Below are 23,524 nucleotides of genomic sequence, written 5' to 3' on the forward strand. Positions count from 1 at the left end.
CCGCAGCGCCGTTTTAGGGGACGGATGTTGCGTGTGGACCCCAGGTCTTCAAGGGGGTTGACGGGAGAATTCGTCACGGGCGCCCGGGTTGCTTCGGCAATCCGGGCGTTTCGTTTATAGCTCCCCTTTATCGGCCACAGATATTGGCGCAGATATTCATGGCCGGATCGCTCCGCTTCCAGGGCGGATCGCGGAGAAACCAGCCCCTTCCGCGCGTTCTTACGGTTGCCCTCAACATTGCCGTCATGGAGACGCGCTATGGCCAGCCAGCCGCCCATTCCCGAAACGCCGGGCGAATTCCCGTCCGACCCGCCAGTGCCCTCGCCCACGGACCCGATCCCGCCCAAGCCCAGCGATCCGGTGAAGGAAATCCGGCGGTAGAGCCCCTGCCCGAATGGCGAGCCGCAATCCTATCCTTTCGGCGGATCGCCCTCGGCCACGCCGTCGCGCCGCGCGCCTTCCAGCACGGTCTCCATCCGCGCCCGCTCGGCGGCCTCCAAGGCCTTCTGGCCCTTGGTGCGGCCGAAATGGGCGCGGTTGCGCGCGGCTTCGGCCTGCTTGTCGGCACGTGCCCTGGCCTTGCGCGCCTGGCGGAGGTTGATGACGTCGCCCATGGCCCTTCCATGCCGCCGCGCCGGCCGCCTGTCGATCCCACACATGACGCGCGCGTCGGGATCGGCTAGTGGGCCGGGATGAACGCCGATGCCTTCCCCGAATGGATCACCCGCACGCTGGGCCATGCCCCGCGCGACGTCGCCCTGTTCCAGCGCGCGCTGACCCATGGCAGCCACAGCGGCGCCAGCTATGAGCGTCTGGAATTCCTCGGCGATCGCGTCCTCGGCCTGATCGCCGCCGCATGGCTCTACGAACGTTTCCCCGACGAACCCGAAGGCGCCCTATCCCGCCGGATCAACGCGCTCGTCAGCCGCGAAACCTGCGCCGAGGTCGGCCGCGCGCTCGACGTGCCCAGTTGGCTGCGCCTCGGCAAGCAGGCGCGCGACGATGGCGCCACCGGCAGCGACAATGTGGTGGGCGATGCGGTGGAGGCGCTGATCGGCGCGCTCTATCTGGAAGCCGGGCACGATGCCGCCACCGCCTTCGTCCGCCGCGCCTGGGCGCCCTTCGTCGACGGCCAGCGCGCCGCGCCGCGCCACCCCAAGTCCGCGCTGCAGGAATGGGCGGCCGCCCATCGCTGCCGCCCGCCCGTCTACACGCTGGCCGGGCGTTCCGGCCCGCACCACGCCCCCCGCTTCACCGTGACGGTCGAGCTTCCCGGCCGCGCCGATGCGCAGGCCAGCGCCGAAGGCGCGTCCAAGCAGGAAGCCGAAACCGCCGCCGCCAAGGCCCTTCTGGAGAAATTGTCATGACCGCCCCGCACGCCGAAGCCGGCGCCCCCGAACAGCCCGGCGCCGAACGTTGCGGCCTCGTCGCCGTCGTCGGCGCGCCCAATGCGGGCAAGTCCACGCTGGTGAACGCGCTGGTCGGCCAGAAGGTCGCGATCGTCAGCCCCAAGGCGCAGACGACGCGGGTGCGGCTGATGGGTATTGCGATCGAGGGATCGAGCCAGATCCTCCTCGTCGACACCCCCGGCATCTTCGATCCCCGCCGCCGGCTCGATCGAGCGATGGTCGCGGCCGCCTGGGGCGGCGCCACCGATGCCGATCTGATCGCGCTCGTCATCGATGCCAAGGCCGGCATGAAGGCGAAGATCGAAACGCTGGTCGAAACGCTGAAGGACCGGCGCGAACCCCGGATCGTCATCCTCAACAAGGTGGACGTGACGCCCAAGGAGAAGCTGCTGGAACTGGCCGTCCAGCTCCAGCAGGCGCTCGATCCCGAGGCGATCTTCATGGTCAGCGCGGCGACGGGGGACGGCATCGCCGATCTCAAGGCCACGCTCGCCGCGCGCATGCCCGAAGGGCCGTGGCATTTCCCGGAGGATCAGGTTTCCGACGCCACCGATCGCATGCTGGCGGCCGAGGTGACGCGCGAGCAGCTCTACCTCCAGCTCCATGCCGAGCTGCCCTATGACAGCGCGGTCGAGACCGAGAAATATGAGGAGCGCAAGGACGGGTCGGTCGCGATCCACCAGCAGATCCTCGTCGCCCGCGATACCCAGCGCGCGATCGTGCTGGGCAAGCGCGGCGCCCGCCTCAAGGAAATCGGCAGCCGGGCCCGCGCGGAGCTTGCCGAGCTGCTGGGTCGCAAGGTCCACCTCTTCCTCCACGTCAAGGTGAAGCCCGATTGGGAGGAGGATCGCGGCCTTTACAAGGAAATCGGGCTGGACTGGGTGGACTGAGGCTCGTGGGCGGCGGCGCGGGGCGCCCTGCGCTCAATCGCGCCGGGCCGGCCCCAGCGCCTCGACGATCCGGCACTGCGCCACCGTGCCGCCGCCGCAGGAATCGATCATTGCCGCCAGCTCGCGCCGAAGCGCCGCCAGATCCGCGATCTTGCGCTCCACCTCGGCCAGATGCTCCCGCGCCAGCAGGTCGATGGTCGCGCAGTCGCGGCCGCGATCGTCCGACAGCGACAGCAGGGCGCGCACCCGATCGAGCGGGAAGCCCAGGGCACGCGCCCGGCGGATGAACGAAAGGCGGCCTAGATCGGCCTCGCCATAAGCGCGATAATTGCCGCCGGTCCGCGATGGCCGGGGCAGCAATCCGATCCGCTCATAATAACGGATGGTCTCGACCCCGGTCTCGGTCGCCCTGCCCAGCTCGCCGATCGTCAGCATGATCCGCCCTCTTGACCCTGTAGCTGCTACAGGGTGCATGTAGGCCGTCACATCGATGGAAGCGAGGTGGCATATGGCGGGCGGATGTTGCGGCGGATGCGAGGCGCCGTCGCCGAAGCAGGATCAATCCTGGCGGCGGGTGCTCTGGATCGCGCTCGCGATCAATGCCGGCATGTTCCTGGTGGAGATCGGCGTCGGCCTCGTCGCGCACTCGGCCTCGCTCAAGGCCGACGCGCTCGATTTCCTCGGCGACAGCGCCAATTACGCGATCAGCCTGGGTGTTGCCGGCATGGCGATCGGGTGGCGCGCGCGGGCGGCGCTGCTCAAGGGCGCCTCGCTGCTCCTGCTCGGCCTCTGGGTGTTGGGCAGCACGGCGTGGATGGCGCTGGCGGGCACCCTGCCCGGGGCCGAGGCGATGGGCATCATCGGCATCCTCGCCCTCGTCGCCAACCTCGTCTGCGCCGTCCTGCTGTGGCGGCACCGCGACGGCGACGCCAACCGCCGCTCCGTCTGGATATGTTCGCGCAACGATGCGATCGGCAATATCGCCGTCGTGGCCGCCGCCTTCGGCGTGTTCGGGACGGGCACGGCGTGGCCGGACCTGATCGTCGCCGCCGTCCTCGCCGGGCTCGGCATCAGCGGAGGATGGCAGATCATCCGGCAGGCGCGGGCCGAGCTTCGGGCGACCGCCCGCCTGTCGCTTCAGGCCGGGGGCTGACGCCCGCCATCCTCGGCCGCCGGTCCCGGCCGGGCGGCAGTGGGAGCGGCGGCGTCCAGCCGGGCGGCCACCTCTTCAACCGGCGTGCCGGCGGGAACGATCAGCCATTCGCCGGGGTGGCTGGCATCCACCACCGTCACGGCATGTTTCGGGCAGACGCCCAGGCAGCCGACCTCGACCACGCCCAGCCGGGCCTTGCGGCCCTTGCCGCCGTGCATTTCCTTGCGCAACGCCTTGGCGAGGCTGGTCTTGCCCTTCGGGCCGAAGCCGCCGCCGGCCTTCTTGCCGCATTTCCGGCAGACGAGGATCGCGCCCCGCCAATCCGAGCGGACGTGCGTTTTCACAGGCCCGGCCTCATGCCGCCGTCCGCCGTTCCTCTGCCTTGCGCAGCACCTCGAACGCGGCTTGGATCGATTGGAAGCGGGCGGCGGCGGCCGCGTCGTTGGGCTTCACATCGGGATGATTGGCCTTGGCCAGCCGGCGCCAGGCGGCCTTGATCTCATCGAAATCGGCATCCGATTCCAGCTCCAGCACGGCAAGCGCGCGCATTTCGTCGCGCGATCGGGTGCCGTCGCCAGGGCCGCCCCAGCCATAATGCTTCGAATCGGCATAGCCCGATGCCTCGCGCCGCTCGCGCGCCTCGCGCTCGGCCGCCTCCTCCGCGTTCAGCCCTTCGAAATAGTTCCAGTTACGGTTGTATTCGGCGGCGTGCTGCTCGCAGAAATACCAGCGCTCCGGGCTGTTGGGGGATTTGGGCGCGGGCCTGTCGCCCGGCTGGTCGCAGCCCTCGCGATCGCACATACGCACGGTCGAGGCGCCGCGTTCGCTGCCATAGCCACGCCAGCGGGGAAAGCCCCAGTCATAGGATCGGGAGGAACGCGCCATCCGCTCCATTTAGTGCGGGCCGCGTGAACGATCCATGGCCGAAGTGCAGGAAATCGCCAGAGGGCCTGTAAGCCGGGTTCTGTCCACCGGCCGAAGCCGGATGGGCGACCATTCCTCTAGGACCGCGGTTGCCCGCGGCCTCAAGCAACCAACCCGGACGACGGGGCGAAGCGAGCCCATATGCCGTCCCTATTCGGTCTTGCTCCCGGTGGGGTTTGCCATGCCGTTCCGGTTGCCCGGCCCGCGGTGCGCTCTTACCGCACCCTTTCGCCCTTACCCGGAGCCCACGGATGGGCCAGCCGGGCGGTATGCTTTCTGTGGCACTTTCCCTGACCCCGACCTTCGCCGGGGCCGCCGGGCGTTACCCGGCACCGCTGCTTCTTGGAGCCCGGACTTTCCTCCCGCCTCCGCGAACGGAGACCGGTGGCCGCCCGGCCCTCTGGCGCCGCGACCGATAGCAGGAACCGGCCCAAGAGCAAGATTGTCCGGCCGGCCGCCGCCGGTATAAGAAGCCGCACGACCGAATATGGAGACCTTCCTTGTCGAAGACGACGACGCGCGCGCTGATCCTGCTGGCCTGCCTGGGCCTGGCCGCCTGCAACACCGTGGAAGGCATGGGCCGCGACGTGCAGTCCGTCGGCAAGACGGTGGAAAAGGCCGCGAAGTAACGCCTATTCGCGGCCGCGCTCGCGATCCAGCAGCAGCGAGAGCAGGATCGCCCGGGTCTCGCCATCGGCGATGCCGTCGATCAGCTCGGGGCGGAAGCGCCGCTGGAAGGCCCGCACCGCCGCCGGCCCGTCGCTGACGTCGTAGCCGAACCGTTCCAGCGCGAGCAGGAAGCCGCCCGGCGTCCAGTGCGGATCGGCCAGCCCTTCGCGCGGGCGGGCCAGCGCGAGGCGGTGGCGGGCGAGCAGTTCCCAGTCGAACAGCTCGCCGGGATCGAGCTTGCGGGTGGGCGCGATATCCGAATGGCCGACGACATTGGGCCGCTGGATGCCATGCCGGCCGACGATATCGGCGACCAGCGGCAGCAGCGCCGCCATCTGTTCCGCCGGGAACGGGCGGTAGCCATATTCATGGCCGGGGTTGACGATCTCGATGCCGATGCTGGCCGAGTTCACGTCGGTGATGCCCCGCCAGTGCGATCGGCCGGCATGCCAGGCGCGGCGGCCTTCATCCACCAGCCGCAGCACCTGCCCGTCCTCCGTGACCACATAATGCGAGGACACCTTGGATTCGGGGCGCGTCAGCCAGTCGATCGCCGATGCCGCGTCGACCATGCCGGTATAGTGCAGCACCAGGATCGATACGGGCAGCGCCCGCGCGTCATGGTTGGGCGACGGGCAATCGATAATCTCGTCCATCAGGGGGCCTTGCTGATATCCGCCGGCCGTGGGGCCGGGCCGGCACGCGCGCTGCGCAGCGTAATGATGACGACCCCGGTGAGGGTGAGCAATCCCCCCGCGATCATCGGCGCCGTCAGCACCGTGCCGAAGAAATAGGAAGAAGCGCAGACCGCGATCACCGGCGCGGCGAGCGTGAGCGGCAGCACGGTGGAGATCGGGTGGCGCTGGAGCAGCCAGGCCATGCCGCCCTGCCCGATCAGGGTGGAACCGACGGCGGAAAAGACCAGCCAGCCGAGGCTGCGCAACGGCAGGTCGGGCAGCGCCGCCATCGCCCCCGGCTCCGCCCAGAGCGCGATCGGCAACAGGCCCACCACGCCGCCCAGCCCGATCCACGCATAGATGGTGAGCGCCGGCACGTCCGCGAGCTTGCGCTGGAGCAGCGCGCCGACCGACCAGGTGAAGGTGCCCGTCGCCATCAGCACGAGGCCGGGCAGCTCGCGGAACACGCCCGGATCGAACACCAGCACCACCACGCCCCCGAAAGCCAAGAGGATGCCGAACATGCGGGGTAGCGCGATCCTTTCGCCGAGAAAGGCGATACCCAGCAGCAGGGAGAAAGGCACGCCGAGCTGGCCGGCGATGGCCAGCGCGCTGACATTGTCGGCCGCCTCCAGCGCGACATTGACGAAGATCAGGTAGATCGCGCCGTTGAGCGCCGCGAGCCAGGCGAGCGGCACCATCCGCCCCGGCACCCAGCGGAAGAAGGGAAGGCAGAGCAGCAGCACGATGAGCTGGCGGAGCGCGCCGGCCGTAAAGGGCGCCGTGGCCGTCACCGCCATCTTCACGGCGATGATGTTGAGTCCCCAGGTGACGTTGATGAGCAGCGCCACCAGCAGGTCGCGCGGAGAAAGCCGGGCCGTCTTCTCGATCGTCATGGCTCTGCCACTAGGCCGGTTTCGCCGCGCTTGGAATCCTTGCCATGCGCCGATCGGGCCATGGATCACGCCACCGGGCGATAAAGCCCGCGATGGACGAAATCCGGATCGAAACGGATGGTGCTGCCCAGCACCGTCTCCCCCGCCCCCAGCATCAGGAAGCCATCGGATGCGATCGCGGCGGCGAGGCCGTCGAACACGCGCACCCGCTCCTCCGCCCCGAAATAGAGCAGCACGTTGCGGCAGAGGATGAGATCGACATTCGCCACCGGCGGCGCATCGAGCAGATTGTGCCGGTCGAAGCGCACCATCCGGCGCAGTTCCGGCGTCGCCCGCCAATTCTCCCCTTCGGGCGCGAACCAGCGCATCATCTGCCGGATCGGCAGGCCGCGCTGGATTTCGAACTGGGTGAATGAGCCTTCCGATGCGCGGCCGATCACGCCGGCGGAGATATCGGTGCCGAATATGTCGATCGTCCAGCCGTTCCAGCGATCGCCCTGTTCGGCAAAGGCCATGGCCAGCGAATAGGCTTCCTGCCCGCTGGAGCAGCCCGCGCACCAGATGCTGAGCCGGCGCCGCGTCGCGCGTGCCGCCGCAAGCGCATCGATCGGGCCGGCCATCAACTGGGTGAAGGCCGCCTGATCGCGGAAGAAGAAGGTTTCGTGGTTGAGCAGGGCTTCCACCACGGCTTCGGCCAGATTGCGATCGGCGGGATTGGCGAGGCCCGCCGCCAGCGAATCGAGCGAGGGGAATTCCCGGTCCTTGAGCAGCGGCTTCAGCGCCGTCTCGATCCGCCAGTGGCGGCCGGCGGAGAGTTCCTGGCCGGTGCGTGCCTTGAGCAGGCCGGCGAAGGCGCGCCGGGCGACGGGGCTCAGTTCCATCGCGCGGCGCCGCTGCGCTGGGCGACCCGCCGCGCGATGGCGGCGGGCGGAAGCACGGCGGCGGCCAGCCCGGCACGCGCGACGGCGCCCGGCATGCCCCAGACGACCGAGGTGCGCGAATCCTGCGCCAGCACCTCGCCGCCGGCGGACGCGACATTGTGCGCGCCGATCAGCCCGTCGCGGCCCATGCCGGTCAGCACGACCGCCACGGCCGCCGATCCGTAGATCGCGGCGATCGCGGCGAACATCGGGTCGACCGAGGGCAGGCAGCCGCTGGGCGCGGGATTGCGATCGATCCACACCTGGACGTTGGAGCCGATGCGGACGAGGCCGAGATGCCCGTCGCCCGGCGCCACCAGCAGTTCGCCGGGCCGCAGCTTCATGCCGTCCCTGGCCACCTGCGCGCGGCGCCCCGCCATCTCCGTCAGCTGGGAGGCGAAATAGGGCATGAATACCGGCGGCAGATGCTGGGTGATGAGGATCGGCGCGGAGAAATCGGCCGGAAGCTCCTGGAAGAAGTCCGCAAGCGCGTGGAGCCCGCCGGTGGAGGCGCCGATGGCAAGGCAGGCGATGGGCGCGTTGCCGGGCGCCGTTTCCGCCGCGATCCGCGGCTCCGCCGGCTCAGGCATGGCCGGCACGGCCCCGAACGGATCGGGCCGGGCATGGCCGATGCGAAGGAGGCGTTCGATCAGAGTGGCGGCGAAGCGGCCCGCAAAATTGCCCGCCCCCGGCTTCAGCAGCGTATCCGCCGCGCCGAGCGTGAGGGCGCGGATGGTGGCGGCCGCCCCGTCCGCCGCCGCCGAGGAGACGATCAGCACGCGCGCGCCGTGGCTGCGGGCGAGCAGATCGGGCAGCGCCGTCAGCCCGTCCATCCCCGGCATTTCGACATCGAGCAGGATGATATCCACCCGCACCTGATCGAGCAGCGCCAGCGCCTCGCCGGCATGGCCCGCCGTCGCCACCACGTCGAAGGCCTCATGCCCTTCGAGGATGCGGGAGATGACGGTGCGCGCGACGATCGAATCGTCGACGATCATCAGCCTTATCCGCCGGTCCCCCGGCGATATTGGCGTGCCGTTGCTGGATGGCAGGTGCGCGAGCACGGCCGGCGCCGATCAGGCGAGGCCGACGATCTGGAGCTTGCTTTCCAGCGTCTCGCGATCGAACGGCTTCATCACATATTCGTCGGCCCCCGCCTCGATCGCGGCGCGGATATGGCCGACGCCGTTTTCCGTGGTGCAGAACACGATCTTCGGCCGCCGGGCCACGCCGCTCGTGCCCAGCGCGCGGAGAAATTCCATCCCGCTCATCACCGGCATGTTCCAATCGAGCAGCACCACGTCCGGGGGCGTTTCCTGGCAGTAAGCCAGCGCCTCGCGGCCGTCGCCCGCTTCGGCGACGTTGAATTCCAGCGTTTCGAGGATGTGGCGCGCAACCTTGCGGATGACCTTCGAGTCATCGACCACCAGACATGTCTTCATCAGTTTTCCCGTCCTCGCGCCAGAAATGGCCAAACCGACCTATCCCGCTTCGGTAAGCGGCGGGTTAACGCCTTTCCTTCAGGCCGCCATCGCCCCCGGCCCCGCCACCAGGGCGGCGGGATCGATCAGCAGCAGGGCATCGCCGTCGATCTCGACCATGCCGGAGGCGACGCGCGACCAGCCCGGCTCCAGCACCGCGCATACCGGCGACGGCGCGTCGGCGAGCGAGATCACGTCCTCCACCTCCTCCACGAGCAGGCCGTAGAGATGGCCGTCGATGGTGACGATCACCGCCTGCATGACGTCATCCAGATCCATCCGGCCAAGGTCGAGCGCGGCGAGCGTATCGACGATGGTGAGCACGCGGCTGCGCAGCGCCGCGAGCCCCGCGATGTGCGGGACGACGAGCGGCACCGGCGTGACCGAATCGATTTCGACCACCGATTCGACATGCCTTGCCGCCAGCGCCACGCGTTGGCCGGCGATGCCGACGATCAGGTGAAGCGCCTCCATGCCCTACCTCCTCACCGCCGCGACGCCATCCAGCGCGGCGAGCAGGCCGACGCGGTCGTAGCGGTAGATGCTGTCGTCATTGCCGTTCGCCGGTGCCGGCGCCGCGCGCAGCCGCACGACCGGAACGCCGCCGCTGGCCTCGCCGCCGGTCGGCTCGCCGCCCCCGCCGCTGTCGATGATGATGTCGGGACGCATATCGGCCGGACCGCGCCCGACGACGACGCGATAGCCGGCCGCCTCGACGAGGGGGCGCAAGATTTCCGTGGTCCAGCGATCCTCAGCGGCCACGAGCAGGCAGGTCGGCCGCGCGGCCGGGGCCGGAAGCCCGCCGGCGGCATCGGCCAGCAGCCAGTGCGGATCGAGCAGTTCGACCTGCCGGCCGTCCACCATCACCACGCCCGCCACCGGGCCGGGCCGGAGCGCGCTGTCAGCGAGCGGCGGCAGGGCGACGATATCGATCACCTCGTCGATCATGTAAGCGAGCTGGGTTTCCCCATCGCTGATCCGCAGCACGCGCAGCCGCGTCCGTTCCGCCGGATCGGCATGGCCGAGCAGCGGCAGAAGCTGGTCGTTATGGGCGATGCGCAGGCGGCCGGCGCTGAAGCGCGCCGCGCTGGCCGGCACTTCCTCTATCCGTTCCACCACCGAAAGGCGGATGGCGCGCTCCACGCCGTCGCTGTCGTGGAACAGCAGGGTCTGGACCAGGGGCGTCTCCTCCTCGGCCGCGGCCTCCGGCTCGCTCTGCGCGATCGGCTGGCTGGCGACGCCGGAGACGACGGCGATGCCGGCGGGATCGAGCAGCAGCATCGGCCGGCCGTTATCGGGCAGCGTCGTGCCCGCATAGATGCCGGTCGCCATCACCGCGGGCGCGGCCGGCTTCACCACCAGTTCCTCATGATCGTGCACCGCATCGACGGAGAGCGCGAAAAGCGCGCCGCCGGCCGGCCGCAGCACCACCAGCGTGGGCGACGCGGCCGGACGGCCCGGCCCACGGGTCAGTGCGCCCAGCGGCACCACCGGCATCCGCCGTCCGCGAATGGCGGCGATATGCACGCCGCCCATCGGCTCCAGCCGGACGCCGTCGCCGGACGCGCGAACGATCTCCTCGATCGCGGAACGCGGGATGGCGAAGGTCTGGCCGGCGGCGCTGACGGTGAGCGCGGGGATGATGGTGAGGGTGAGCGGCACCCGAAGCGTGAGCCGCAGGCCCTGCGAGGGGCGGCTTTCGATATCGACCAGCCCGCCGATCCGCTCGACATTGGAACGCACCACATCCATGCCCACGCCGCGCCCGGAAATCGCGCTGACCGCGTTGGCGGTGGAAAGGCCGGGTTCGAACACCAGCGCCAGCTTCTGCGCCCAGTTCAGCGATTCGGCGCGTTCCGGCGCCAGCACGCCCGCCGCGATCGCCCTGGCGACAAGGCGGTCGCCGTCGATGCCGCGGCCGTCGTCCATCACCTCGATCAATATCTGGTTGCCGGCCTGCCGCGCCGAAACCGAAAGGCGGCCGGCGGCGGGCTTGCCGGCGATGCGGCGATCCTCGGGCGGCTCGATGCCATGGTCGATCGCGTTGCGGATGATGTGGGTGAGCGGATCGCGGATCATCTCGATCATCTCGCGATCCAGTTCGACATCGCCGCCGTCGATCTCCAGCGCCACCGCCTTGCCAAGCTCCGCCGAAAGATCGCGGACCATGCGCGGCAGCGCCGAGAAGATATGGTCGATGCGCTGCATGCGCGTGCGGGTGATCGCGTCGCGCATTTCCGCCACGCAAAGCGAAAGCCGTTCGAACGCGGCCTCGACCGCGCCGTCCGCCATCGAATCGCGCAGCTTGCGGGCCAGCTCGTTACGGGCGAGCACCATATCGGAAACGCCGCCCATCATCCTGTCCAGCAGGTCGATCGGCAGGCGGATGCTGCGCGAAACCGTGCGGATCGGCGCGCCGGAGCCGGGCTGCGCGATGCTGGGCGCGGCCTGGCTGGCCCTGGCGGCTTCGGCCGCACCGCTTGCCGAGAATGTGGGTGCCAGCGCCGCGAGCAGCCGGCGGTCGTCCTCTTCGGGCAGGCTTTCGCCCGCCTCGATCGCGTCGGTCAGCTCGCCGATGCGGTCGATGATCGCCAGCACGGCGTTCACCAGCGGCACGTCCGCCTGGCGCTCGCCGCCGCGCACCGAGGCGAGCGCCTCCTCGGCGGCATGGCTCAGCCGTTCGAGGCGGGGAAGATCGAGGAAGCCGCAGCTTCCCTTCACCGTGTGGACGAATCGGAAGATCGAATCGAGCCGCGCGCGATCGCCGGGCTCGGTCTCCCAGGCGATGATCTCGCCTGATATCGCCGCCAGCATCTCGCGCGTTTCGGCCAGGAATTCCTGCAGCAGATCGTCCATCGAGCCCTTCCGTCCGAAATCCGGAAGCAGCCATCTGCCATGCCACTGGTGAAAAAGGGGTTTACCCTGCGGCCGTTTTCGGCCGGGGCCAGCACCCCGCCGGTCAGGGCCGGGGCAGCGTCGCCCCGAACATCAGCACGCCTTCCTCCGGCTCGGAAACCTGCACCGATCCGCCGACATCCTTGGCAAGCTGGTGGACAAGCCAGGCGGCCGCCGCGCGCGGGCTCAGCGCATCCTCGCTGGTCCAGCCCAGCAGCGCATCGCGCAGCTCGGAATCCAGCACCAGGCGCGGGCCTTCGGCGCGGATCACGATTTCCGATCCTTCGGCGCCCACGTCCAGCCGGCCGCCGCGCACCAGCGCGTCGCCCGCGATCAGCGCGAGGTTCAGCAGGATCTTGATCGCCGTCTTGTTCAGCGACGGTTCGGCCACCATCCAGCCCAGCAAAATCTTGCCGTCCTGGCCGAACAGCCCCTCGATCGCGGCGCGCGCCTCGCGCGTGTCGACCTGATCGGCGAAGCCGCCGGCGGCGCCGAAAGCGAGGCGGAAGAATTTCAGCTTGTTGGCGGACGCGCGGGCGCTTTCGGCCAGCAGCTCGATGCAGCGGGCGCGCATCTCGGGGTCGGTCTCGTCGGCCAGCAGCTCGATGCCATTGTTCAGCGCGCCGACCGGGCTCAGCAAGTCATGGCACAGGCGGGAACAGAGCAGGCTCGAAAAATCGACAGCATTCGTCATGAAAAGGATGGTCCCCGAATGAGGAGGCCGTTTTGGAGGCTGACGCCAGCGAACGCAAGCGGGCAAGCCACGTCTGGCCGCGCCCCGGCATCGGATCAGTCATGGACCGATAGCGTAACGCGATCAAAACAATCGTGGATTTCGCCGCCGCGATGCGCGCGGAAACAGGTCGCCTCGCCCCCGGCGACGATCAGCCACAGGCGATCGGCCGAAGGATCGGCGGCGGCGGCATCCTCAACCGAAGGAAATGCGGGGCCGCGCGGATGCGAATGATAATGGCCGATCAGCCGCTCGCCCCCTGCCCGTTCCCCTCGGAGCGCGGCGAACAGCGCCACGGGATCGACCTCGAAGAAGGAAGCCGGATCGGGATGGACGTTCGCCGCAGGGCGGGCGGCCGCTATCTCCGCCCCATCGCCGAACAGCAGGCCGCACACCTCCTTTTCCGGGTCCGCCGCCGCATGATCGATAATTTGGGCGAGCAGGCGCCTTGCAATCGCGATCTTCATCGCCACATCGCTAGGCGATGGATGCGGGGGTGTCGACATTGCGCGCGATCGTGCCGGCGGAAGCCGGGGGATGGCGGCTGGACAAGGCCCTCGCGGCCGCGCTCCCCGAATTTTCCCGCGAAAGGCTGAAGGGCCTGATCGCCGACGGGCGTGTCCGCCGCGCGGATGGCGCGCCGGCGAACGATCCCGCGACCAAGGTGGCGCCGGGCAGCGCCTACGACGTTTCCGTGCCGCCGCCGGTGGCCTTGGAGAACGAGGCGCAGGATATCCCGCTCGATATCGCCTATGAGGACGAGCATCTGATCGTGGTGGACAAGCCGGCCGGGCTGGTCGTCCATCCCGCCGCCGGCAATCTGGACGGCACGCTCGTCAACGCCCTGCTCCACCATTGCGGCGGCAGCCTTTCCGGCATTGGCGGCGTCGCGCGGCCGGGGATCGTCCACCGGATCGACAAGGACACGTCGGGCCTGATGGTGGCGGCCAAGACCGATCTCGCCCATGAGGGGCTGGCCAGGCAGTTCGCCGCGCACAGCATCGATCGCCGTTACCGCGCGATCGTCGCCGGCCTGCCCCATCCGACGTCGGGCACGGTGGACGGGCCGATCGCCCGATCCGCCACCAACCGAAAGAAGATGGCGATCGTGGACGACGGGCGCGGCAAGAGGGCCGTGACGCATTATCGCCTGATTCAGGCGCTAAAGAGCGCGGCGCTGGTGGAATGCCGGCTGGAAACCGGGCGGACGCATCAGGTGCGCGTGCACATGGCGTCGATCGGCCACGCGCTGATCGGCGACCCGGTTTACGGCCGCACGCGGCCGGAACATCGCAGCCTGCTCAATCGTTTGGATTTTGCGCGCCAGGCACTGCACGCCGCCCATCTCGGGTTCATACACCCGTATAGTGGCGCCCACCTTGCGTTCGACAGTATGATCCCGGCTGACATGCAGGCCCTGTTAATCGAGCTTGCGCTATGAAAGGTTTCAATCGGGCACGGAAAGATTCGGCCCATCAGTCGGTCCATCTGGACCAGGGAGTGAAGTAGATCATGGCAAGCGGCAAGAACGTCCCTGCGACGATTCCCGCGCTCGGCGGAGAGGCTGGCCTCAACCGCTATCTCGCCGAGATCCGGAAATTTCCCCTCCTCGCCCCCGAGGAGGAATATATGCTGGCGAAGCGCTATCAGGAACATGGCGATCCTGAAGCGGCGACGCGGCTCGTGACCTCGCACCTGCGGCTGGTCGCCAAGATCGCGATGGGCTATCGCGGTTACGGCCTGCCCACGTCGGAGCTGATCTCCGAAGGCAATATCGGCCTGATGCAGGGCGTTAAGAAGTTCGAGCCCGATCGCGGCTTCCGCCTGGCCACCTATGCGATGTGGTGGATCCGCGCCTCGATCCAGGAATATATCCTGCGGTCGTGGAGCCTGGTGAAGCTCGGCACCACCGCCGCACAGAAGAAGCTGTTCTTCAACCTTCGCCGGATGAAGTCCAAGCTCGATGCCTTCGAGGATGGCGATCTTCGCCCCGAGGATCTCGCCAAGATCGCCACCGACCTCGGCGTGACCGAGGAAGAGGTGACGAGCATGAACCGCCGCATGGCGATGGGGGGCGATACGTCGCTCAACGTCTCGATGCGCGAGGATGGCGACGGCCAGTGGCAGGATTGGCTGGTCGACGAAGATCCTCTGCAAGACGAGCGCATCGCCGATGCGGAGGAACGCGACGTCCGCCACAATATGCTGGTCGAGGCGATGGACGCGCTGAACGATCGCGAGAAGCATATTCTCGCCGAGCGTCGCCTGTCCGACGATCCGAAGACGCTGGAGGAACTGAGCCAGGTCTACGGCGTCAGCCGCGAACGCGTCCGCCAGATCGAGGTGCGCGCGTTCGACAAGCTGCAAAAAGCGATGATGCGCATCGCCGGTGAAAAGCGCCTGCTGCCCTCGCTGGCCTAAACCACCACGAAGGCACGCCACCAAGGAAAATGGGCGCGCCCGGCAACCAGGCCGGGCGCGCCCTTTTCATATCCGGCGGCACCGCTCGGGACCGGTGCGGTTGGGATCAATCCACATTCGGGGACCGAAGGCGGCACAGTTAAATTGGCGACTTTCGAGCCTCGGAGCGCGGGCTACTCAAAATAGACCAGCATCAGAAGCGCTGGGATCAAACCATCAGGGTCGATCGTCGATTGCCTTGGTAAATCAGGACATAAATCAACGTCGGTTTCAGACATCACGCAAGCGATCAGCACAGCCGATTTGGCGAGGAATTGCGGACAACACCCCCCATCGTCACCCCGGACTTGTTCCGGGGTCCACCGTCAAGCAGGCGCCACCATCAGCGGCTCAAGCCCGAACGCACCGCCATACATGTCATGACGGATCGTCCCGCTCGATCAAATTCCGTTTTCACCCTCCGCCAGCCCTTGATCCGCTTTTTGTGCAGGATCGCGAGATAGATCGGACATTACGCCGACATACAATGCGCACTTACAGCGGCTGACGGGAATGTAGCCACAAGGCTGGCCGTTCGATCGCCAACGCCAATGCCTGCGGCATAGTGGCCCCCAGAACACGTCCGGGGTGACGATCAAGCCTGTGCGCAAGGCCATGCCCGCCTTGCCGGCGTGTCAGGCCTGCCCGCCATCGGCCATTCCAACCGGCATCGGTTCCGATCGCCCGGCGCCACCCGCTGGCTAAGCGGCTCTCCAAGCGAGCACGGCGGACCGCGATCGACCCGCCGCACCCCTCCCCTTATGCTTCGATCGGTTCGGCGTAGAACTGGCTGAACCACTTGCGCCACAGCAGGATCGGTCCGTCGCCGTCGCACAGCAGCGGCTGCGGGCGATATTTCTTGTTGTCCCACACGATCAGGTCGACGGATTCGAAGCCGGCCGAATCCTCGCCATCGGCCGCACCGATCGAATGTTCGTAGAGATGCTGGGCGATGGCGCGTTCCTTCGATCCTTCCGGATAGTTGCGGAAGGTGAAGGCCATGCGCGTCTTGGTCATCTCCGTATCGATCGGCGTGGACATGGCGAACATCGTCATCGTCACGCCATCCTTGGTGAAGCGCTGGATGACCACGCCCGGCCCATGGGATTCGCCGATGATGTAGCCGGCGCCGATATCGGTGCGGAAGATATGCCCTTCCGCCTTGGCCGTGCCCGGCGGGATGATCGGCGCGTGGTGCAGATATTTGAGGTGGGGATAATCGACGCCGTTCTCGCCGATTTCCTGGATCATCGTGCCGATATCCCATTCGCCGCGGCGCATCGGGATATATTCGTCGCTTTCCAGCTCCGGCACGTCGGGAATACCGAAATAGGGCTCATCGCCATTGGGATGATACCAGGCGAAGATCACGCCGTAACGTTCCTCGATCGGCAGCGTCTTCAGCACCGGCTTCTTGCGCGCGATGCCGGGCATCACCTTGGCGTAGGGGATCTTCTTGCACCAGCCTTCGGCGTCATATTCCCAGTGATGGAAGGGGCAGCGCAGATTGTTGCCCACCACTTCGCCGCCATGGCCCATATGCGCGCCCAGATGCGGGCAATAGGGATCGGCGAGGCCGGCCTTTCCGTCTTCCCCACGGAAAAGCACCCATTCGCGGCCGAACACATGGATGTTGGCGATGCCGCCGGGCTTCAGTTCCTCGGACAGCGCCACGGCGAACCAGCCCAGGGGGATCGGAAACGGGCAGCGTTCCAGCTCGTCGCCCGTCTGGATCCGCTCCAATGTCGTCATCTCGTTCATCGCGCGCCTCTCCTACGCATATCCGAAACGGTTTAAGCGACTCATAGTGAATCACATTCAGTTTGTCACGGCGAAAGTGCGCGAAACGGAAACGGCGCGTCGGCGCGAAACGGCCATTTTCGGCCCATTATGTATCGAAATTAGCAATAAAATCACCTGTCGCCCACTCCGGACGATCGTTGCATTGCGGAGTGAAAAATTCGCCTTGCCACGCAAACGCGCATCATCCATGCTGAAGCACATTCATTTTGTGTCCAGGTGATACAAAGCACCGGGCGGAATGTAATCGCGGAACCGAAGAGTCGGTCCGTGCAGGATTTGGGGAGGAAGTCCTATGAGGAGCCTGACGCACGCCCTTTGTCTGTCCACCAGCTTACTGACGATGATCGGGGCGGCCTCCGCCCCGGCCTTTGCCCAGGATGCGGCGCCCACCGCGGGCAGCGGCGTCAGCAATGCCGAGGCCTTCGGCGACATCGTCGTCATCGCCCGCCGGCGCGAGGAAGCCGCGCAGGAAGTTCCGCTGGCGATCACCGCCCTTTCGGGCAACGCGCTCGACCAGAAGGGCGTGCAGGCCGTGGAGCAGCTTCGCGATGTCGCGCCCGGCGTGAACATCGGCGCGCAGAAGCGCGACGAAGCCCAGTTCTACATTCGCGGCCAGGGCCCGGGCGTGATCAACGCCGGCCAGCGCAACTTCTCCTCGGTCGCCACCTATTTCGCCGAAGTGCCGATCCCGGTCGCGGGGCCGGGCACCTTCTTCGACCTGCAGAGCGTGCAGGTGCTGAAGGGCCCGCAGGGCACGCTGTTCGGCCGCAACACCACCGGCGGCGCCGTGCTGTTCGAACCGAACCGGCCGAGCGACAATTTCGAGGGCCTGGCCCGCGTGAATGTCGGCAATTATGATCGCTACGGGTTCGAAGGCGTGGTGAACGTGCCCTTCGGCAACGATCTGGGCGGCGTTCGCGTCGCGGGCCAGGTGGAACGGCGCGACGGTTTCACCAAGAATATCCTGAGCGGCCAGAAGCTCGACGGGCGCGCTTTCGAATCGATGCGCGTATCGGTGCTGCTGCGCCCGGCGCCGGGCCTCGAAAACCTGCTGATCGCGGACTATTCGAACCGCGATGCCAGCGGCTCTTCCGCCATCCTGCGCGGGATCAATCCGGACGCACAGATCAGCCCCAACGTCATCCCGGCGGCTCTTCAGCCGATCTTCGACGAAAATTTCGGGCCGGGCACGAAAATCCCCATGTATCTGGGCCAGAGCGGCACGCTCGTGCCGATCGCCTGCACCAGCGCCAGCCTTCCCGGCTGCCCCCCGGGCGGCGCGTTCGGCGCATTCGCGGCTGCCTTTCAGGGTGGCGGTTTCGGCTTTGCTCCGACGCCCGCAGTGCTCGGCGTGCTCCAGCAGCAGCGCCAGCTGGGCATTCGCAAGGTCGCCTATGAGGGGTTGAACTACAACCGCGCCCAGAATTTCGGCATCACCAACAAGACGACCTGGGAAGTCACCGACAATATCACGCTGAAGAACATCATCGCCTATCGCGGCCAGCGCACGGACGAAGGCAATGATTATGACGGCACGGTGCTGCCGCTGATCGCGCAGTTCAACGAATATACGCAGGACTGGCAGTTCGGCCAGGATCAGTTCACCGAGGAATTCCAGGTCCAGGGATCGATCGCCGACCGCTTCCGCTACATCCTCGGCTATTATCACGAAAAGTCGAAGCCGGCTTTCGATCCCAAAATCTCCAGCAACACCTTCGGGTCGCTCACCACGCGCGCCGTTACCAATACCGACACCAGCGACGCGCTGTTCGCCCATGGCGAATTCGACGTGACCGATACGATCCAGGTGAGCGGCGGCTATCGCCGCACGTGGGACAAGCGCAAGGCGTCGCTGTCCCAGTTCAGCACGCCCACCGGCGAGTGCGTGCTGGTCGATCCGCAGACGATCACCGAGGATAACCCCATCGGCACCATCCGCTGCCCGATCAACTACAAGGCCAAGTTCAGCGCTTCCACCTATGACGGCACCGTCCAGTGGAAGCCGATCGATGGCGTGCTGCTCTATGCCGCCTATCGGCGCGGCTTCAAGTCGGGCGGCTTCAACCTGCCGGCGCCGACGCCGGACCTGGAAAGCTTCCAGCCCGAAAAGGTCGACGATTACGAAATCGGCATCAAGGCCGATTGGGACGTCGGCTTCCCGCTGCGCACCAACCTCTCGCTCTTCTACGACAAGTTCAAGGACGTGCAGGTGACGGTGCCGATCGCGATCGCCACCACCGGCATCGCCTCGGTCGCCCGCAACCTTGGCAAGCAGACCAACAAGGGCGTCGAGTTCGAAACCGTCGTCGTCCCGATCGAGGGGCTGACGCTTTCGGGCTTCGTCTCCTATCTGGATGCGGCCAGCGACATCACCCTGCCGTTCACGCCGGCGATCAAGGGCCGCCAGGCGGTGTATCAGCCGAAATGGAAATATAATATCAGCGGCCGTTACGCCTACCCGTTGAGCGACGGCGGCGAGATCGCCCTGCAGGCGGATTTCAGCCATCAGTCCGGCACCAATTCACCGGACTTCGCGGCGCCGCCGCCGCTCAACCGCTTCCCGGGCTATGACATGCTCAACGCCCGGCTCGAATGGAACAAGGTGGCCGGCAGCAAGTTCGATCTCGCCGCCTTCGCCACCAACCTGACCAACGAGAAATACATCACCGGCGGCTACCCGCTCTACAGCCAGATCGGCTTCGATTCGGTGATCTACGGCGATCCCAGGATGTATGGCCTGTCGCTCACCTATCGTTGGGGCGACTGATCCGGAAGGGCGGCTTCCCCCGGCCCGAAGCTGGGGGAAGCCGGCTTGCACGCCATTGACACCGCTGTTTCAATCCTGTCTGAATCCGCGCTTTCGAAGGCGTGGCTTCGGCACGCCGCCCAGCAACTATCCGGGGGTCAGGGTTTGGCAAGGGATGCGACGGCGCGCAGCGGCGGCCGCGGACGTGGCGGCGGTGATGCCGCGACCTATGAACTCGATGAAATCGACGAGAAGATCATCGCCACGCTGCGCCAGAGCGGGCGGATCGCCAACCGCGACCTCGCCCGCATCGTCGACGTCAACGAGGCGACGGTGCGCACGCGCCTGCGCCGGCTGGAGGAAAGCGACTCCGTGCGGGTCGTGGCGATGCGCGATCTCGCGGCGATGGGCTTCGAATGCCTTGCCGCCGTGGGCATCCAGGTGAAGGGCCGCTCCGCCGCCGATGTCGGCCACGATCTCGCCCAGCTTGACGAGGTCGTGACGGTCAATGTCTCGATCGGCACACATGACGTGGAGGCACAGGTGGTCGCGCGCGACCTCGCCGATCTCGATCGGCTATTGACGCACGTGATCGCGCATGTGCCGGGGGTCGAGAAGATCGTCCCCGGCCTCGCGCTCAAGGTTCTGAAATATACTCCGGATTGGGCACCGCTATGAGCAAGGGCGTCGCGCTCGACGAAATCGACCACAAGATCATCGAGCGGCTGGGCATCGACGCCCGGGTTTCCAACCGCGAGATCGGCCGCGAGCTGGGCCTGACCGAGGGCACGATCCGGTCGCGCCTGAAGCGGCTGTTCGACAATCGCGTGATCCGCGTGGCCGCGATCACCAACACCAGCCGGCTGCGCAACCCGATCCTGGCCTATCTCTGGATCGAGGCCAATTCCGCCAGCGACATAGAGGATATGGCCGCCGCGCTGGCCAAGGTGCCGGAGATCGGCTTCGTCGCCACCATGCTCGGCCGGGCCGACGTGCTGGCGATGACGCTGGTGGAGAACGGCAACGAGCTGACCGATTTCCTCCACCAGACGGTGGACCGCATCCCCGGCGTGCGCCGCGTGCGCTACAGCCTGGGCCAGAATTTCATCAAGCATGATTTCCGCTGGTGCGCGCTGGTCGATTGACCGGCGCCACCCGATGACCACCCCGAGGTTAAGCGCAATAACTTAACCCCGCCGCCCTTGCGCCCCGAGTCGTGCAATTCCGCGATCCGGGCGCTGCCGTTATGGTGCCGATCCGCTGAGCCCGATCGTTTCGGGGGCGGGTCATCCTTCCCTGTCGAAACGCGCATCGGGCTCCGTTCATATGGTTGCGGCCCCGATTGCGTGGCCGGGCTCGATCGGCCCGGCCGGCCCCGGGGCCTCGGGAAGGATCGATATCATGACGGACAGCCGCATTCAGGCGGATCACCTGCGGGCCAAGATCATGGACGCGGAAGCCGCCGCCGCGTTCATCGAATCCGGCAGCAGCGTGGGGATGAGCGGCTTTACCGGTTCAGGCTATCCCAAGGCGGTGCCGCTGGCGCTGGCCGCCCGGATCGAGCGCGAGCATGCCGCCGGCAATCCCTTCCGCGTCAAGGTATGGACCGGCGCCTCGACCGGGCCGGAGCTGGACGGCGCGCTGGCCAAGGCCAACGGCATCGAGTTCCGCCTGCCCTATAATTCCGATCCCATCGCGCGCGAGAAGATCAATCGCGGCGAGATGGAATATTTCGACATGCATCTGAGCCAGGTGGCGCCGATGGCATGGCAGGGCTTTCTGGGGCCGCTCGACACCGCCGTGATCGAGGTAACGGGCATCCGGCCGGACGGATCGCTGATCCCCTCTTCCTCGATCGGCAACAACAAGACCTGGCTGGATCGCGCGGAAAGGATCATCCTCGAGGTGAACGAGTGGCAGAATCCCGCGCTCGAGGGGATGCACGACATCTATTACGGCACCGCGCTGCCGCCCAATCGCGTGCCGATCCCGCTCGTCCGGCCCGACGACCTGATCGGCGATCCCTATTTCCGCTGCGATCCCGACAAGATCGTCGCGATCGTCCGCACCGACACGCCGGATCGCAACGCCCCCTTCACCCCGCCGGACGAGACCGCGCGCAACATCGCCGGCCACCTCCTCGAATTCCTCGTGCATGAAGTGAAGATGGGCAGGCTGCCGGCCAGGCTGCTGCCGTTGCAATCGGGCGTCGGCAACATCGCCAACGCCGTGCTGACCGGGCTGATCGACGGGCCGTTCGACGAGCTGACCGCCTATACCGAGGTGATCCAGGACGGCATGCTGGATCTGCTCGACAGCGGCAAGCTGCGCTTCGCATCGGGCACCGCCTTCTCGCTCTCGCCCGATGCCGCCGCCTCGCTCAACGGCCGGATGGATTCGATGCGCGGCCGCCTGCTGCTCCGCCCGCAGGAGATCAGCAACCATCCCGAATTGATCCGCCGCCTGGGCTGCATCGCCATGAACGGGATGATCGAGGCCGATATCTACGGCAACGTCAATTCCACCCACATCATGGGATCGCGCATCCAGAACGGCATTGGCGGCTCCGGCGATTTCGCGCGCAACGCCTTCCTGTCGATCTTCATGACGCCGTCCACCGCCAAGGGCGGCAAGATATCGGCGATCGTGCCGATGGCGAGCCATGTCGATCATATCAACCAGGATGTGGCGGTGATCGTGACCGAACAGGGCCTCGCCGATCTTCGCGGGCTCAGCCCCAAGCAGCGCGCCGACGTGATCATCGCCAACTGCGCGCACCCCAGCTATCGCCCGCACCTGGCCGATTATTACCGCCGCGCCCGTGAACATTCCTTCGGCCAGCAAACCCCTCATTTGCTGGCAGAATCCCTTTCCTGGCATCAAAGATACGTGGAGACGGGATCGATGATCCCCTGAAAATAACAAATGATCTTCCATGTTGCGCAAGTCACGATGCAAATGATGCGGCGCAACATGGAAGATCGGCTGGAATCCTGTCGAGACTCCTTACATATCCGCATCGGTCCATGACCTGCACCCCTTCCAAGTGCCAGAAACAATTACAGATCAGATTCTGGCACGCACTTTGCGTAATTTACGCTGGATGACATGGAAGGAGGGCGTAATGCGCAGAATGTTGGTTGTTGCCGCTGCGGCTGCCGCGGCTCTTGGACTTGCAATGCCGGCTCAATCGGCTCTGGTGGCCAGTGGCATCACCAGTGTCACGGATGTTCCCTCGGACAATGACTTCGCAAGTGATCTTGCCGGGCTGACGCTCACGAAAATGGCGTTCGGCTATTCGATCGGCGTGGTCGGCGCACCGGTCAACATCTCCGTCTTCCGTGTCGCGGCCGAAAGCGGCGACAATAATTGGGTCGAAATCAACGGCACCAATTATCCCGAAGGCAATGATGCGTGGGATCTGGGCGATCTGCTGATCACCTACAGCCAGGCGTCGGATGGCCCCCTGAGCGGCAATATCTCGTTCAACTCGATCTCGGGCCTCGGCAGCCCGGCGGTCGCCTTGTTCGTTCCCGATGGCGTGGGGTCGAACACCGGCGATGAATATATCTCCAGCTCGCTGTTCTTCGGCTTCAACGATGCCGGCAGCCCCGATGGAGATTTCGACGACTATATCATTCGGATCACGTCGGTGGACATCCGCTCCAACGCCGTGCCGGAACCACACACATGGCTGATGCTGATCCTCGGCTTCGGCATGATCGGCGCTTCCATCCGCTACGGCCGCAAGAACGTCATCCCCACGGCCGCCTGACATCTGACAAACAGGGGGAAATGGCTCGCCAGCAATGGCGGGCCATTTTCATTGGCCGGGCGCGTTAACCGCGGGACTGGTGGGCGATCCCGA

Annotated in this window: 26 protein-coding genes and 1 other RNA gene; 12 read left to right on the forward strand and 15 right to left on the reverse strand. The window is 66.7% G+C overall.

The window, feature by feature from the left end:
- The first annotated feature begins 258 nt into the window (after positions 1-258).
- Complete coding sequence (locus G432_RS24250) at positions 259-381, forward strand: hypothetical protein (protein WP_269078699.1); 123 nt, start codon at positions 259-261, stop codon at positions 379-381.
- Positions 382-410: 29 nt separating this feature from the next.
- Here the strand turns inward: G432_RS24250 and G432_RS03595 are convergent, their stop codons facing one another.
- A complete protein-coding gene (locus G432_RS03595) occupies positions 411-614 on the reverse strand; it encodes a DUF4169 family protein (RefSeq protein ID WP_015457454.1) in 204 nt (67 codons plus the stop codon).
- 78 nt (positions 615-692) lie between these two features.
- Between G432_RS03595 and rnc the strand changes: the two genes are divergently transcribed.
- A complete protein-coding gene (gene rnc / locus G432_RS03600) occupies positions 693-1,367 on the forward strand; it encodes a ribonuclease III (RefSeq protein WP_015457455.1) in 675 nt (224 codons plus the stop codon).
- Positions 1,364-2,299, forward strand: coding sequence for a GTPase Era (gene era, locus G432_RS03605; protein ID WP_015457456.1), 936 nt, complete (start codon positions 1,364-1,366; stop codon positions 2,297-2,299). The genes rnc and era overlap by 4 nt, the downstream gene beginning before the upstream one ends.
- A 33-nt stretch (positions 2,300-2,332) precedes the next feature.
- On the opposite strand, the gene G432_RS03610 is transcribed toward era, so the two are convergent.
- Positions 2,333-2,734, reverse strand: coding sequence for a MerR family transcriptional regulator (locus G432_RS03610; RefSeq protein ID WP_015457457.1), 402 nt, complete (start codon positions 2,732-2,734; stop codon positions 2,333-2,335).
- A gap of 73 nt (positions 2,735-2,807) precedes the next feature.
- Here G432_RS03610 and G432_RS03615 point away from each other — a divergent pair, with 73 nt between their 5' ends.
- A complete protein-coding gene (locus G432_RS03615) occupies positions 2,808-3,452 on the forward strand; it encodes a cation transporter (RefSeq protein ID WP_015457458.1) in 645 nt (214 codons plus the stop codon).
- Here the strand turns inward: G432_RS03615 and G432_RS03620 are convergent.
- The 3 genes from G432_RS03620 to rnpB form a co-directional block, all read right to left on the reverse strand.
- Positions 3,437-3,796 carry a hypothetical protein gene (locus tag G432_RS03620; protein ID WP_015457459.1) on the reverse strand — a complete coding sequence of 120 codons (360 nt, stop codon included), beginning with the start codon at positions 3,794-3,796 and terminating at the stop codon, positions 3,437-3,439. The genes G432_RS03615 and G432_RS03620 overlap by 16 nt on opposite strands.
- 10 nt (positions 3,797-3,806) lie before the next feature.
- Entirely contained in the window at positions 3,807-4,337 is a 531-nt protein-coding gene (locus tag G432_RS03625) for a J domain-containing protein (protein WP_015457460.1), read from the reverse strand.
- A 52-nt stretch (positions 4,338-4,389) separates the two neighbouring features.
- Positions 4,390-4,780, reverse strand: an RNA gene (gene rnpB, locus G432_RS22225) — RNase P RNA component class A.
- Between the two features lie 96 nt (positions 4,781-4,876).
- Between rnpB and G432_RS03630 the strand changes: the two genes are divergently transcribed.
- Complete coding sequence (locus tag G432_RS03630) at positions 4,877-5,005, forward strand: entericidin A/B family lipoprotein (protein WP_015457461.1); 129 nt, start codon at positions 4,877-4,879, stop codon at positions 5,003-5,005.
- 3 nt (positions 5,006-5,008) lie between these two features.
- Here G432_RS03630 and G432_RS03635 read toward each other — a convergent pair whose 3' ends face one another.
- From G432_RS03635 to G432_RS03675, 9 genes are all read right to left on the reverse strand, one after another.
- Positions 5,009-5,701: an N-acetylmuramoyl-L-alanine amidase gene (locus G432_RS03635; RefSeq protein WP_015457462.1), complete on the reverse strand. Its 693-nt coding sequence runs from the start codon at positions 5,699-5,701 to the stop codon at positions 5,009-5,011.
- Positions 5,701-6,618 carry a DMT family transporter gene (locus tag G432_RS03640; RefSeq protein WP_015457463.1) on the reverse strand — a complete coding sequence of 306 codons (918 nt, stop codon included), beginning with the start codon at positions 6,616-6,618 and terminating at the stop codon, positions 5,701-5,703. Before G432_RS03640 ends, G432_RS03635 begins: the two co-directional genes overlap by 1 nt.
- 65 nt (positions 6,619-6,683) lie before the next feature.
- On the reverse strand, positions 6,684-7,499 hold the full coding sequence (locus G432_RS03645) for a CheR family methyltransferase (protein ID WP_015457464.1): 816 nt from the start codon (positions 7,497-7,499) through the stop codon (positions 6,684-6,686).
- Complete coding sequence (gene cheB / locus G432_RS03650; protein ID WP_015457465.1) at positions 7,490-8,536, reverse strand: chemotaxis-specific protein-glutamate methyltransferase CheB; 1,047 nt, start codon at positions 8,534-8,536, stop codon at positions 7,490-7,492. The genes G432_RS03645 and cheB overlap by 10 nt, the downstream gene beginning before the upstream one ends.
- 78 nt (positions 8,537-8,614) lie before the next feature.
- Positions 8,615-8,980 carry a response regulator gene (locus G432_RS03655; RefSeq protein WP_015457466.1) on the reverse strand — a complete coding sequence of 122 codons (366 nt, stop codon included), beginning with the start codon at positions 8,978-8,980 and terminating at the stop codon, positions 8,615-8,617.
- 78 nt (positions 8,981-9,058) lie between these two features.
- Positions 9,059-9,493 carry a chemotaxis protein CheW gene (locus G432_RS03660; protein ID WP_015457467.1) on the reverse strand — a complete coding sequence of 145 codons (435 nt, stop codon included), beginning with the start codon at positions 9,491-9,493 and terminating at the stop codon, positions 9,059-9,061.
- A gap of 3 nt (positions 9,494-9,496) precedes the next feature.
- Positions 9,497-11,875, reverse strand: coding sequence for a chemotaxis protein CheA (locus tag G432_RS03665; protein ID WP_015457468.1), 2,379 nt, complete (start codon positions 11,873-11,875; stop codon positions 9,497-9,499).
- A gap of 103 nt (positions 11,876-11,978) precedes the next feature.
- A complete protein-coding gene (locus tag G432_RS03670) occupies positions 11,979-12,608 on the reverse strand; it encodes a histidine phosphotransferase family protein (protein ID WP_015457469.1) in 630 nt (209 codons plus the stop codon).
- 95 nt (positions 12,609-12,703) lie between these two features.
- Complete coding sequence (locus tag G432_RS03675) at positions 12,704-13,114, reverse strand: M67 family metallopeptidase (protein WP_015457470.1); 411 nt, start codon at positions 13,112-13,114, stop codon at positions 12,704-12,706.
- A 17-nt stretch (positions 13,115-13,131) separates the two neighbouring features.
- Here G432_RS03675 and G432_RS03680 point away from each other — a divergent pair, with 17 nt between their 5' ends.
- Positions 13,132-14,088: an RluA family pseudouridine synthase gene (locus tag G432_RS03680; protein ID WP_015457471.1), complete on the forward strand. Its 957-nt coding sequence runs from the start codon at positions 13,132-13,134 to the stop codon at positions 14,086-14,088.
- Positions 14,089-14,159: 71 nt separating this feature from the next.
- A complete protein-coding gene (gene rpoH / locus G432_RS03685; protein WP_015457472.1) occupies positions 14,160-15,068 on the forward strand; it encodes an RNA polymerase sigma factor RpoH in 909 nt (302 codons plus the stop codon).
- 798 nt (positions 15,069-15,866) lie between these two features.
- Here rpoH and G432_RS03690 read toward each other — a convergent pair.
- A complete protein-coding gene (locus G432_RS03690) occupies positions 15,867-16,868 on the reverse strand; it encodes an aromatic ring-hydroxylating oxygenase subunit alpha (RefSeq protein WP_015457473.1) in 1,002 nt (333 codons plus the stop codon).
- Between the two features lie 334 nt (positions 16,869-17,202).
- On the opposite strand from G432_RS03690, the gene G432_RS03695 reads away from it, so the two are divergent.
- The 5 genes from G432_RS03695 to G432_RS03715 all read left to right on the forward strand — a co-directional run bounded on the left by G432_RS03695 (position 17,203) and on the right by G432_RS03715 (position 23,431).
- Positions 17,203-19,677, forward strand: a complete 2,475-nt coding sequence (locus tag G432_RS03695) for a TonB-dependent receptor (RefSeq protein ID WP_236626845.1) — start codon at positions 17,203-17,205, stop codon at positions 19,675-19,677.
- A gap of 144 nt (positions 19,678-19,821) precedes the next feature.
- A complete protein-coding gene (locus tag G432_RS03700) occupies positions 19,822-20,334 on the forward strand; it encodes an Lrp/AsnC family transcriptional regulator (RefSeq protein WP_015457475.1) in 513 nt (170 codons plus the stop codon).
- Positions 20,331-20,801, forward strand: coding sequence for an Lrp/AsnC family transcriptional regulator (locus G432_RS03705; protein ID WP_015457476.1), 471 nt, complete (start codon positions 20,331-20,333; stop codon positions 20,799-20,801). The genes G432_RS03700 and G432_RS03705 overlap by 4 nt, the downstream gene beginning before the upstream one ends.
- Before the next feature lie 256 nt (positions 20,802-21,057).
- Complete coding sequence (locus tag G432_RS03710) at positions 21,058-22,572, forward strand: acetyl-CoA hydrolase/transferase family protein (RefSeq protein ID WP_015457477.1); 1,515 nt, start codon at positions 21,058-21,060, stop codon at positions 22,570-22,572.
- Between the two features lie 169 nt (positions 22,573-22,741).
- On the forward strand, positions 22,742-23,431 hold the full coding sequence (locus G432_RS03715; protein WP_236626846.1) for a PEPxxWA-CTERM sorting domain-containing protein: 690 nt from the start codon (positions 22,742-22,744) through the stop codon (positions 23,429-23,431).
- The last annotated feature ends 93 nt before the right edge of the window (positions 23,432-23,524 follow it).

Origin of the sequence: Sphingomonas sp. MM-1, assembly GCF_000347675.2 — a bacterium.
Classification (GTDB): Bacteria; Pseudomonadota; Alphaproteobacteria; order Sphingomonadales; family Sphingomonadaceae; genus Sphingomonas_E; species Sphingomonas_E fennica.